The organism is Pseudorhodoplanes sp., assembly GCF_046289595.1.
In the GTDB taxonomy this organism is placed as follows: Bacteria; Pseudomonadota; Alphaproteobacteria; order Rhizobiales; family Xanthobacteraceae; genus Pseudorhodoplanes.
Genome location: NZ_JBKBVB010000134.1, coordinates 1 through 12010 on the forward strand (window position 1 = coordinate 1; position 12010 = coordinate 12010).

Genomic DNA, 12010 nt, shown 5'->3' on the forward strand with positions numbered 1-12010 from the left:
ACCGTGCGAGAGCTTGAACACCTTGGGCGAGGGCGGTTCGGGGAAGCCGATCACCGATACGCCGCCGCGGCGATCGGAGATCAGCGGGTAGCCTTCGCGCTTGTCTTCCCGGCGCAGATAAAAGATCAGGCCGGCGAAGAATACCCAGAAGACATAAAGAACGACCTGTGCGGTATCGATTGAACCGACGATTGAGCCCTTTTCCATGACAAGTCCTCCAAGACCATTGCGTCAGGTCGGAAGCTCGGCGAGGCCGAACTTCGATTGCGAGTGAAAGCGTGCGATGTTTGACAGGCGGATCAGCGGACCGATGGCGATCAGGGTCGCGAACAAGAGCGCGATCTCGATGTGATAGACCACGCTGTAGGCGGTGGCCGGATCGGCGAAGGCGGGCCCGAGCGCGCCCTTTGCGGACAGCGCGGCGACACCATCCCGGATGGCGCCCCCCGACGCAATCGCAAGGCCAGCGGCGGTCGCCTGCACGCCGCCCCATGCCCCGATAACAAGGCCGACCGGATGGCGGTCGGCGATCGCCATCGCCGCGATCAGCGTGCCGACCGCGAACAACCCGCCGCCGAAACCGATCAATGCGGCGCCGGTGCGGAACAGCGCGCTCGATTCCAGCGGCGACGCGAAGATCACCGCGCAGAAGGCGGCAACGCCAACCAGCGCGCCATTGGCGGCGAGACGGTACGGATCGTGCCCGCGTGACAGGACATTGGCGGCAAGTGCAAAGCCGCACAGCGAACCGGACGCGAGCAGCGCCGTCAGCATCGTGGTCGCGCCGACGGACAGTCCGAGGATCTCGCCGCCATAGGGTTCGAGCAGAATGTCCTGCATGCTGAAGGCTGCGGTGCCGAGACCGACCACGATCAGCAGACGGATGGTGCCGGGGGTCCGGCTCATCTGGCGCCAGGCATCGCGCAGCGCGACGCGCGGCAGGTGATGCGCGGTGTGCTGCGGGTTGCGCGCTTCCTGCTTCCACAGCGCAACGAGGTTGAGCAGCATGGTCACCACGGCCGCACCCTGGATGACCTGAATGAGTTTGATCTGGGAGAAGTTGGAGAGCAGCAGGCCAAACACGAGGGCGCTTGCGACCATCCCGAGCAGCAGCATCACATAGAGGAAGGCGACGACGCGGGGTCGGTTCTCGGCCGGCGCGAGGTCGGTGGCAAGCGCAAGCCCCGCAGTCTGCACGGTGTGAAGCCCGGCGCCCACCAGCAAAAAGGCGAGCGCGGCGGCAATATGGCCGATGACCACCGGGCCGTGCGTATCGCCGGACAGGATCAGGAGTGCGAACGGCATGATGGCGAGGCCGCCGAACTGCAAGAGCGTTCCCATCCAGATATAGGGAACGCGCCGCCAGCCGAGGAACGAGCGGTGATTGTCGGAGCGGTGACCGATCAGGGCGCGCAGCGGCGCAAAGACGAGCGGTATCGACACCATCAGCGCCACCAGCCAGCTCGCGACGCCGAGTTCGACGATCATGACGCGGTTGAGCGTGCCGTTCAGCAGCACCACCGCCATGCCGACCGAGACCTGGAACAGCGACAGGCGGAATAGCCGGCCAAGCGGCAATTCGCGGGTCGCGACATCGGCAAACGGCAGGAAGCGCGGCCCCAGCGCCACGATGCCACGCACCACGATGTCGCTTGCGCGCTTCATGTCCGGTAAAGCTCCATGGCCTGCGAGGTATAGAAACCGTTGACGATGCGTTCGGTCCGGGCGACCGGCCAGCGCGCCAGCGCGGCCTCGTTGCGGATGCGCGCGGCCAGTTCTTTTGGCGCGACCGGCTGGATCGCCGGGGCCCGTTCCGAACGAGGGAACAGACGGCCGGCCGCATGCATCAGGGCGAGCGCCGGTGTGCGCGGTGCGAAGGTGAACAGGATCGCGCCGCCGGTGCGCGACGAAAGACTGGCAAGCGCAGTCACGCAATCCGCAGCGCGGTAGTGAATGAGCGAATCCATCGCCACCACGAAGTCGAAATCGCCGAGCGCCGGATCGAGCATGTCGCCGGCGCGGAAATCGATGCGACCGCTTCCGAGATTCTCCGGCATGCGTTGTCGCGCGAGCGCGATCAGCGTCGGCGCGACGTCGATCGCGACGACGTCGGCGCCGCGCTGTGCCGCCTCCACCGAAAGCGCGCCGGTGCCGCAGCCGGCATCGAGCAGCCGCGCGCCGCGCAGATCGTCCGGCAGCCACGAGAGAAGGGTCGTCCGCATCCGGTCGCGCCCGGCGCGGACCGTCGCGCGGATGCGGCTCACCGGTGCGTCGGAGGTGAGCCGCGACCAGGCCTCGGCCGCGGTGCGGTCGAAATAGGTCTGCAGCTGCGAGCGGCGCTCGAGATACGTGGCGCTAGGCATCAGTCGAATCCCAGAAGGTCAAAAATGTCGCGATCCTTGAGCGGAGTGCATTGCAGCGGTTCGGTGCCCTCCCAGAGCGCGGTCGCAAGGCGGATGTAGTCCTGCTGCACCTTTTCCAGTTCGGGCGAGGGCTCCATCTCGAACAGGGTGGCCTTCTTCAGCCGGCTCCGGCGGATCACATCGAGATCGGGGAAATGCGCGAGCGTCTTCAGCCCGGTCGCGGCGTTGAACTTGTCGACCTGATCGGTGCCGGCGCTGCGGTTGACGATGACGCCGCCGAGCCGCACCGCGTAATTCTTCGCCTTGGCCTGGATCGCCGCGACGATGCGGTTCATGGCGAAAATCGAGTCGAAATCGTTGGCGGCGACGATGATGCCGCGGTCGGCATGCTGCAGCGGCGAGGCAAAGCCGCCGCAGACCACATCGCCGAGGACGTCGAAAATCACCACATCGGTATCGTCGAGCAGGCGATGCTCTTTGAGCAGCTTGACGGTCTGGCCGACCACATAGCCGCCGCAGCCGGTGCCGGCGGGCGGGCCGCCGGCCTCCACGCACATCACGCCGTTATAGCCTTCGTAGACGAAGTCCTCGACGCGCAGTTCCTCGGAATGGAAATCGACGCTTTCGAGCACGTCGATCACGGTCGGCATCAGCTTCTTGGTCAGGGTGAATGTGGAGTCGTGCTTGGGATCGCAGCCGATCTGCAGCACACGCTTGCCGATCTTGGAGAAGGCGACCGACAGGTTGGACGACGTCGTGCTTTTGCCGATGCCGCCCTTGCCATAGACCGAGAAGACTTTGGCCTTGCCGATGGTGACGCCGGGATCGAGCTTGACCTGCACGCTGCCGTCGCCGTCCGGGCGCGAGGCGCGGATGCGGGCGACGGACGGGTTGGTGTAAACATTCATGCGGCCACTCCTTGCCCGACACTCGGGGAACCAATGCCTTCCAGCCGGTCTTCCAGTTCCTCGCCCGCCCGCCGCAGCGCATCGAGCATGGACGGATCGGGGGTCCAGTATTTGCGTTCATGGGCTTCGATCAGGCGGTTCGCCATGCGCGCCGAGGCGACCGGATTGAGTTCGGCGAGCCGGTTGCGCATCTGATCGTCGAGAACGAAGGTCTCGGTGAATTGGCGGTAAACCCAGGGCGCCACCTCACCGGTCGTCGCCGACCAGCCAAGGGTGTTGGTGACGTGCGCCTCGATCTGGCGGACGCCCTCATAGCCGTGCTTGAGCAGCCCCTCATACCATTTCGGATTGAGTGCGCGGGTCCGGGTCTCCAGCGCCACCTGTTCGCTTAAAGAGCGCACCGTGCCTTCGCCGCGAGTCTGGTCGCCGATATAAACCGACGCCGCGCTGCCGCGGGCGCGCCGCACCGCGCGGCTGATGCCGCCAAGCGTATCGAAATAATGATCGACGGTTGTGACGCCGAGTTCGATCGAGTCGAGATTCTGGTAGGCGACGTCGACGTGTTTGAGCATGTGCGCGAGCACGGCGTCCTGCCGCGACGCACGGCCGTCGACGCCATAAGCGAAGCCCTTGCGTCGCACGAAGGCTTCGGCCAGTTCGTCCTCGTCGTTCCAGCCGCCGCTGTCGACGAGGTGATTGACGTTGGCGCCATAGGCGCCGTCGGCATTGCCAAACACCCGCAACGCCGCCTGCGCGAGGTCGCCGCCATGCGTGGCCTGCCAGGCGAGCGCATGCTTGCGGATGAAATTCATCTCGACGGGTTCGTCCGCCTGCGCCGCCATCAGCGCGGCTTCCGCGATCAGCCTGGTCTGCAGCGGCAGGAGATCGCGGAAAATGCCGGACAGCGTGACGATCACATCGATGCGCGGGCGGCAAAGCGTCTCGAGCGGGATCAGTTTCGCGCCGGCAATGCGGCCATAGCTGTCATGGCGGGGCTCCGCGCCCATCAGCCACAACGCCTGGGCGATCGGACCGCCCTCGGTCTTCAGATTGTCGGTGCCCCACAGCACCATGGCGACGGTTTCGGGCAATGCGCCATGGTCCTTGCGGTGACGCACCAGCAGCGTGTCGGCCTGACGCGCACCGTCGCGCAGCGCAAAGGCGCTCGGTAGCCGGAACGGATCGAAGCCGTGCAGGTTGCGTCCGGTCGGCAGGATGTCCGGTGTGCGCAGAAGGTCGCCGCCGGGCGCCGGCGCGATATAGCGGGCATCGAGCGCGGCAATGAGTGCCTTTGTTTCATGATCGGTCGCAAGCAGCCGGTCGAGTTCGGCGCGGCGCTCGGGCTCGGTGACGCCTGCAGCGTCGAGCATCTCGGCGCGCGCCTCGGGAGAGGGGACTTCACCCACGACATGCAGCCCATGCGGGATCAGGGCGTATTCAAGTTCGAGAATGTCGCGATTGAGCCGCTCGATCTCGGCCGCGGCGTCGTTCCATGCCGGCTCTGCGGCTGCGAGTTCGATGGCGCTCGCCTGCGCCTGGATCATCGCCGCCAGCGCCGTGCGCTGTCCGGTATCCGCATCCGGATCGAGCGCACGCCAGCGATCGACCGAACTCTTGAGATCGATCAGGCCGCGATAGAGCCCGGCCTTGGTCACCGACGGCGTCAGATAGCTGATCAGCGTCGCGCCCGAGCGGCGTTTGGCGAGGGTGCCTTCGGATGGATTGTTGGACGCGTAGAGATAGAAGTTCGGCAGGTCGCCGATCAGCCGGTCCGGCCAGCAGTCGCCGGACAACCCGGCCTGTTTGCCCGGCATGAATTCGAGCGCGCCATGGGTGCCGAAATGCAGGACGGCATCGGCGCAGAAATCCTCGCGCAGATAGCGGTAGAAGGCGCAGAAAGCGTGGGTCGGTGCGAAGCTCGCCTCGAACAGCAGCCGCATTGGATCGCCTTCGTAACCGAAGGCCGGCTGCACGCCGACGAACACGTTGCCGAATTGCGCGCCGAGCACAAAAATCGAGCGGCCGTCGCTCTGATGGCGGCCGGGCGCCGGACCCCATTGGCTCTCGATCTCGGACAGCCAACGCTGCCGGCGCACATGGTCGTCGGCCGACATACGGTGCGCGACATTGGCGTCGGCGCCGTAACGCTTGGCATTTCCCTCAAGAATGCACGCGCGCAAAGCGGCGACATCGGCCGGCAGCTCGACGGAATAGCCTTCGGCTTTCAGTGTGCGCAACGTGTTGTACAGCGACTCAAAGACCGACAGATAGGCCGCGGTGCCGGTACTGCCCGCATTGGGCGGAAAATTGAACAGAACGATGGCAAGCTTGCGCTGCGCGCGCTCGGTGCGGCGCAGAGCGACGAGCCTGGCGACGCGCGCGGCGAGCATGGCGGCACGTTCGCCATGCGCGGTCATTTCCCGGCGGGATTCCGGATGGAGGCCGGAGCGCCCGCCGAAGGTCATCGGCAGGATGGCGCCGTCGAGTTCGGGGATCGCGACCATCATGGTCGCCTCGACCGGAGACAGGCCGCGCGCGTCGCTCTGCCATTGTTCCAGTGTTTGGAACTCGACCGGATGCGTGGCGATATAGGGCACGTCGAGCTTGGCAAGCGTCTCGGCCGCGGCGCGCGCATCGTTATAGGCGGGGCCGCCGACCAGCGAGAATCCGGTGAGCGACACCAGCGCATCGATCTGCGCCTTGCCGTCCTTGACGAAGTAGCGCTCGATCGCCGGGCGCGCATCGAGGCCGCTGGCAAAGGCGGGGATCACGGTCAGGCCGCGGGCTTCGAGCGCTGCGATCACACCGTCATAATGGGCGGAATTGCCCGCAAGCACATAGGAGCGCATCACCAGAAGGCCGACGGTGCCGGCATTGCGGCGCGCGCGCGGCAGTTCCGCAAGCTTCTCGACGATCCGCGACTTGGCCTTCGGATGATAGAGCCCGACATCCGGATAATGCAGCGGCGCGCGGGCGCGCAGTTGAGCGCCGAGCGGCTGGCGCGCTCCCCTGGCGTAACGCTGGATCAGGAGCCGCACCATATTGGCGAGGTTCTCCTCCGATCCGGCCAGCCAGTATTGCAGCGTGAGGAAATAGGCGCGCACATCCTGCGCGGTGCCCGGGATGAAGCGGAGCAGCTTCGGCAATTGCCGCAGCATCTTCATCTGGCCCTGGCCGCTGGATTGCGTTGGCTTGCCGCTGCCGCGCAGGCGCTTCAGCATGGCGACCACGCCGCTGGCCTGTCCGGACATATCGAAGCGGCCGATCCGGGTGAGGCGGACCACTTCGCCTGCGGCAAGGCAGCAGACCATCGCGTCGCATGCGTTGCGCCGCGCTTCCAGCGCCGGCAGGACGGCGCGGATATGATCTTCCAGGAACAGCATGGTGGCGATCACGATGTCGCCGCGTGCGATGTCGGCATGGCAGCGCGCCAGCGCCTCGGCATCGCTGCCCCATTCGTCGGCCGAATGCAGCACCAGATCGAGGCCCGGCAGTTCGCGCTTCAGCGACAGCTGCGCACGCTCGACGGCGCCAGCCAGATGGCTGTCCATCGTCACGATGACGACACGCACGGGCGTCGCCTCAGCGTCCGAAATGCGCTTTCGCATCGTACAGGGTCTCGATGGTGATCTGTGCAAGCCCGCGGGCTTGCGCGAAAGTCTCGGTGTTGCGCCGCGCCTTGCCGCGCACGAAGAACGGGATTTTCTTCAGCTCCTGTTCGGCCTCGGCCGCCCAGATGATCGGGGCATCGGCCACGGCCGTCTCGCGCACCGGCAAGACCGGGGCCTGTGTGCGATGCCCGAGATGGGAGGCGCCGGCGGCGTCGTGGAATTCGCGGTCGTTGCGGAACATGCCGAGCAAATGCTCTTCGAGGCCCATCATCAGCGGATGGACGAGGGTGTCGAAGATGACATTGGCGCCCTCGAATCCCATCTGCGGCGAATAGCGCGCCGGAAAATCCTGCACGTGAACCGGCGCTGAAATCACCGCGCAGGGAATGCCAAGCCGCTTGGCGACGTGGCGCTCCATCTGCGTGCCCAGCACGAGTTCCGGCTGCAGCTGCGCGATGCGCGCCTCGACCTCGAGATAGTCGTCGGTGATGAGCGCCTCGCAGCCGAGTTCTGTGGCAAGCGCACGCACCTCACGGGCGAATTCGCGGGTATAGGTGCCGATACCCGCGACCGCGAAGGCAAGCTCATGTGCGGCAATACGGGCCTGCGCCAGCACATGGGTCGCATCGCCGAAGATAAAGACGCGCTTGCCGGTGAGATAGGTCGAATCCACCGAGCGCGAATACCAGGGCAGGCGCGACTCACCGCATGAATCGAGCGCCGCTGCATCGAGGCCGGCGAGTTCTCCGATCTCGGCAATGAAGGCGCGAGTCGCCGCAACCCCGATCGGCACGGTCTTGGTAAAGGGCTGGCCGAAGCTGCGCGCGAGCCATTGCGCGGCAGGCAGGGCGACTTCGGGATAGAGCACGACGTTGAAATCGGCATCGCCAAGCCGGGCGATGTCGCCGGGTGTTGCGCCGAGCGGTGCGCAGACATTCATCGTCACGCCAAGCTGCGTCAGCAGATTCTCGATCTCGGTGACGTCGTCGCGATTGCGGAAACCGAGCGCGGTTGCGCCGAGCAGATTGCAGCTTGGCTTGCCCGGCAGGCGCGGCGTATCGGCGGCGCGCGGGGCGGCGAGGCCGCGCACCAGCCGGTAGAAGGTTTCGGCCGCGCCCCAGTTCTCGCGCTTCTGATAGGCGGGAAGCTCCAATGCGATCACCGGGATCGGCAAGCCCAGCGCCTGCGCCAGGCCGCCGGGATCGTCTTGAATGAGTTCAGCGGTGCATGAGGCGCCGACAATCATCGCCTGCGGACGGAAGCGCTCGTAGGCGTCGGCGGCGGCGCGCTTGAACAAATCGGCGGTATCGCCGCCGAGATCGCGCGCCTGGAACGTGGTGTAGGTCACCGGCGGCCGCCTGTTGTGACGCTCGATCATGGTGAAGAGCAGATCGGCATAGGTGTCGCCCTGCGGCGCATGCAGAACATAATGCAGTCCCTCCATCGCCGCGGCGACGCGCATCGCGCCGACATGCGGGGGGCCTTCATATGTCCAGAGCGTCAGCTGCATGTCAGGCCACCAGCCGATCGCGGCGCGTCAGCGGGCGCACGAACAATTCGGCGAGATCGGCTGCCTGTTCGTAGCCCTGCACCGGTGTGAAAAGCAGCTCGATCGACCATTTGGTCGTGAAGCCTTCGGCTTCGAGCGGATTGGCGAGGCCAAGGCCGCATACCACGAGATCGGGCTTGTCGGCTCGGCAGCGATCGAGCTGGCGCTCGACGTCCTGGCCTTCGCTCAGTTTCGTTTCGGCAGGAAGCATCGCCAGCTCCTGCGCCAGATGCTCGCGATGCAGATAGGGCGTTCCGACTTCCAGTGGCCGCATGCCGAGTTCGCGCGCCAGAAAGCGGGCGAGCGGAATTTCGAGCTGAGAATCCGGGAAAAAGAAAATGCGCTTGTCCGCCAGCATCGCGGCGTGACGGTTGAGCGCTGCGCGCGCGCGTGCGGCAAGCGGCGCCGTCACATGATCGAAATGCGCTGCGGATATGCCGAAGGCGTCCGCCGCGGCTTTCAGCCACCACGTCGTTCCCTCGACGCCGAGCGGGAACGGAGCTGCCAGCCGGGTTGCGCCGCGCTCCTCAAGCAGCCGTGCCGTCTCCGACAGGAAGGGCTGCGCCAGCAGGACGCGGGTGCCGGGACCGACCGGCGGCAGCTCCGCTGCGCGCCGGGGAGGGAGGAATCGCACAGGGGCGATCCCCAGCGCCGCGAAAATACGCGTCATTTGATCTTCGACGATGTCGGCCAGCGCGCCGACCACCAGAAGCGACGGATGGCCAGTTGTTTCGGCCGGCAATTGCGGAACGAGCGCGGCGAGACAGGTATCCTCGCCCTGGGTGAACGTGGTCTCGATGCCGCTGCCGGAATAATTCAGAACCCGTACCGCGGGCATGTATTGGCGTGACAGCCGCTCGGCAGCACGGGACAGATCGAGTTTGATCACTTCGGACGGGCAGGAGCCGACCAGGAACAGCATGCGGATATCGGGCCGGCGCTCCAGGAGACGCGCAACCACGCGGTCGAGTTCGTCATTGGCGTCGGCAAGACCGGCAAGGTCGCGCTCGTCAATGATGGCAGTGGCAAAGCGCGGCTCGGCAAAAATCATCACGCCCGCGGCGGACTGGACCAAATGCGCGCAGGTGCGCGAACCCACCACCAGGAAGAAGGCGTCCTGGATTTTCCGGTGCAGCCAGATGATGCCGGTGAGGCCGCAAAAGACCTCGCGCTGTCCGCGCTCGCGCAGCACCGGCATTTGCCCGCAGCCGGCCAGGTCCGGTGTCTGCGGGCGCCCGGTCATGGCACGCTCCCGACCATTTCGGACGTCTCGTCCGGCCGGATCGTGCGGCCTTCGAGGCGCGCCATCCGCAGTTTGATCAGGAATTGACCGGCGTTGATGACGTAGGTCGCGTAGGCCGCGAGCGCGAGATAGAGCTGCTGATGCGGGGTGAGCCAGCCGACGACGAGCACGACCAGGTAAGCGGTGTGCAGCGCCAGCACCAGCATGCTGAACACGTCTTCCCAGAAGAAGGCTGGCGCAAACAGGTAGCGGCCGAAGACCTGCTTCTCCCAGATGCTGCCGGTGACCATGATCGCATAAAGAAGAAGCGTCTTCAGGACGATGGACACCGTGGCGACAAACAGACCCTCGCCGGTCAGGAGCGTGCGCGCCACGAGGAAAAGACTGACGAGGAAGACCGCGAATTGAAGGGGTGCCAGCACACCCTGCACCAGCGTCCATGGAGAATTGTCCCGCCGCAGGCGCTGTTCCGGAGTGTAAAGCGGAGAGGCGGAGCGGGTGCCATGATTGTAAAGCTCTCTTGACAATCGGTCGGCCGAGGAATCCGATTGCGGTCGGGGAGCGCCACAGGGGTCCGGGCGGCATTCAGTCGCTTTAGGCAACAAACCCGAACGGATGTTTCGCTCAAAAGACATCGCGCTTCCCCTGCGCGAGGCCGGCAAGCATCCGGCCCTGAGAGAGGAAACGTATCTGGCCGGCCGGAATGTGTCAATCAATATAGACGTAAAGAAAACTTGACGTTTGTTTCCGGGACGGCTTCTATTGAGGAGGGAGTTAGCCATGGCCGACCCGAGACAGTCCACCATGTCAGGCACTCTCGCACCCGGCCGGGATGCGACCGAGGCCAGCGGAGGCTATTCCACCGGCAACTTGCTCGATTTTCCGCAACCGCGCGCCAATGCCGCGGACCGCGCGGCGCTCGAGCGGGTGGTGGCGCTTGAAATCCTGCCGCGCATCGTTCGCGCGCATGGGGCCGAGCTGGTGAAGGCTGCGCCGCGTTTGCCCGGCGAGGAGCGCGTGAGCGAGGAGGTGAAGGCCTTCTGCGAACTGGTGCTGTCAAACAATGCGGACGCCGCAAGCGCCCATATCGGGTTGTTGCGCTCGGGCGGGCGGTCGCTGGAATCCATTTACCTCGAATTGATGGTTCCATGCGCGCGGTATCTGCGCCGGCTCTGGGACGAGGATGTCTGCGATTTCGCGGCAGCGACACTTGCGCTGTGGCGGCTGCAGCAGCTTTTGCGCGAGTTCAGCGCGGCCTTCCGCAGCCTCGGCGCCCAACATTCCTGTGGATTACGCGCTCTGCTGGCGCCAGCGCCGGGCGAGAAGCAGGAACTCAGCTTTCTCATGTTCGATCTGGCCTTGATCGCGGAATTTTTCCGCCGCGACGGTTGGGATGCCTGGATCGAACCGGATTCGGCGAGCGTCGAATTTTCCGCGCTGGTGCGCAGTCAATGGTTCGACGTGGTTGAGTTTCTGGTGAGCGGGGAAAAGAGACTCGATGCGCTCGCCGCGAGAATTCGCGGCGTTCGGCGCGAGTCTCCGAATCCGGCGGTCAGAGTTCTGGTGTGCGGTCCGGCTTTCGTCCGGCACCCGGAACTGATTCTGGTCGTCGGCGGAGATATGCCCGCAACCGATCCAAGAATTGGTGTCGCGCAGGCCCGCAATCTTGTCGGACTTCCTTCCACACGTGGCTGAAATCTTGCGTCCAAAAACAAGAGCCAGGGAGGATATGCAGTGGAGGGCGCTCGCGTCGCAGAAAACCGAGGCGCCCGTGACGTTGTTTCAGGCCCCGAAGAGGACACTTGGGGATCTCGATGCGGAAGCCGCGGCGACGGTGATCGCAACCGCGGCGGACGTGGCGCTTGTCGTGGACCGGCATGGCGTCATTCAGGATGTGGCTTTTCCGCGCGACGACCTTGCGGCTGAATTTGCCGAACCTTCGGCCTGGATCGGACGCAACTGGATCGAGATGCTGGTCGAAGACAGCCGCCCAAAGGTGCGTGCTCTGCTCGACGAAGCCAGCGGCACCACAACCTCGCGCTGGCGCCAACTCAATCATCGGTCGGTCAGCGGCGCGGAACTGCCGGTCCTCTATTCGGTCGTCAAAGTTGGCGCGAGAGACAGTTTTGTAGCGGTCGGCCGCGATCTGCGCACGCTGGCCAGTTTGCAGCAGCGTCTCGTCGAAGCCCAGATTTCGATGGAGCGCGACTATTCGCGGCTGCGCCATGTCGAGACCCGCTACCGCATCCTGTTCCAGACCTCGGCCGAGCCGGTCCTCGTGGTCGATGCCGCAACCGACAAGGTTGTCGAGGCCAATCCTGCCGCGATCCGGCTGT

General features: G+C 65.3%; 9 protein-coding genes and 1 pseudogene. 2 read left to right on the plus strand and 8 right to left on the minus strand.

What is annotated here, in order from left to right; all coding sequences use genetic code 11:
* From ACK41X_RS20235 to bchF, 8 genes and pseudogenes are all read right to left on the minus strand, one after another.
* Nucleotides 1-207 (minus strand): annotated as a pseudogene (locus ACK41X_RS20235) (photosynthetic reaction center subunit H); the annotation flags it as partial.
* Between the two features lie 24 nt (nt 208-231).
* A complete protein-coding gene (locus ACK41X_RS20240) occupies nt 232-1665 on the minus strand; it encodes a BCD family MFS transporter (RefSeq protein WP_409726987.1) in 1434 nt (477 codons plus the stop codon).
* Nucleotides 1662-2363, minus strand: a complete 702-nt coding sequence (gene bchM, locus ACK41X_RS20245) for a magnesium protoporphyrin IX methyltransferase (protein WP_409726990.1) — start codon at nt 2361-2363, stop codon at nt 1662-1664. Before bchM ends, ACK41X_RS20240 begins: the two co-directional genes overlap by 4 nt.
* Entirely contained in the window at nt 2363-3271 is a 909-nt protein-coding gene (bchL, locus tag ACK41X_RS20250; RefSeq protein WP_409726993.1) for a ferredoxin:protochlorophyllide reductase (ATP-dependent) iron-sulfur ATP-binding protein, read from the minus strand. The genes bchM and bchL overlap by 1 nt, the downstream gene beginning before the upstream one ends.
* Nucleotides 3268-6879 carry a magnesium chelatase subunit H gene (locus ACK41X_RS20255; protein WP_409726996.1) on the minus strand — a complete coding sequence of 1204 codons (3612 nt, stop codon included), beginning with the start codon at nt 6877-6879 and terminating at the stop codon, nt 3268-3270. The genes bchL and ACK41X_RS20255 overlap by 4 nt, the downstream gene beginning before the upstream one ends.
* Nucleotides 6854-8392, minus strand: a complete 1539-nt coding sequence (bchB, locus tag ACK41X_RS20260) for a ferredoxin:protochlorophyllide reductase (ATP-dependent) subunit B (RefSeq protein WP_409726999.1) — start codon at nt 8390-8392, stop codon at nt 6854-6856. The genes ACK41X_RS20255 and bchB overlap by 26 nt, the downstream gene beginning before the upstream one ends.
* A gap of 1 nt (nt 8393) precedes the next feature.
* Complete coding sequence (locus tag ACK41X_RS20265) at nt 8394-9674, minus strand: ferredoxin:protochlorophyllide reductase (ATP-dependent) subunit N (protein WP_409727002.1); 1281 nt, start codon at nt 9672-9674, stop codon at nt 8394-8396.
* Complete coding sequence (gene bchF, locus ACK41X_RS20270; protein WP_409727005.1) at nt 9671-10201, minus strand: 2-vinyl bacteriochlorophyllide hydratase; 531 nt, start codon at nt 10199-10201, stop codon at nt 9671-9673. Before bchF ends, ACK41X_RS20265 begins: the two co-directional genes overlap by 4 nt.
* 253 nt (nt 10202-10454) lie before the next feature.
* On the opposite strand from bchF, the gene ACK41X_RS20275 reads away from it, so the two are divergent.
* Both ACK41X_RS20275 and ACK41X_RS20280 read left to right on the plus strand, forming a co-directional pair.
* Entirely contained in the window at nt 10455-11369 is a 915-nt protein-coding gene (locus ACK41X_RS20275; protein WP_409727008.1) for a B12-binding domain-containing protein, read from the plus strand.
* A 76-nt stretch (nt 11370-11445) separates the two neighbouring features.
* Nucleotides 11446-12010, plus strand: a 565-nt coding sequence (locus ACK41X_RS20280) for a PAS domain-containing protein (protein WP_409727011.1), incomplete at its 3' end; no start/stop codon positions are given.

Coding starts and splice junctions, on each gene's coding strand:
- ACK41X_RS20240 (WP_409726987.1), bottom strand. CDS start 1,665: ATGAAGCGCGCAAGCGACATCGTGGTGCGTGGCATCGTGGCGCTGGGG.
- bchM (WP_409726990.1), bottom strand. CDS start 2,363: ATGCCTAGCGCCACGTATCTCGAGCGCCGCTCGCAGCTGCAGACCTAT.
- bchL (WP_409726993.1), bottom strand. CDS start 3,271: ATGAATGTTTACACCAACCCGTCCGTCGCCCGCATCCGCGCCTCGCGC.
- ACK41X_RS20255 (WP_409726996.1), bottom strand. CDS start 6,879: ATGCGAAAGCGCATTTCGGACGCTGAGGCGACGCCCGTGCGTGTCGTC.
- bchB (WP_409726999.1), bottom strand. CDS start 8,392: ATGCAGCTGACGCTCTGGACATATGAAGGCCCCCCGCATGTCGGCGCG.
- ACK41X_RS20265 (WP_409727002.1), bottom strand. CDS start 9,674: ATGACCGGGCGCCCGCAGACACCGGACCTGGCCGGCTGCGGGCAAATG.
- ACK41X_RS20275 (WP_409727008.1), top strand. CDS start 10,455: ATGGCCGACCCGAGACAGTCCACCATGTCAGGCACTCTCGCACCCGGC.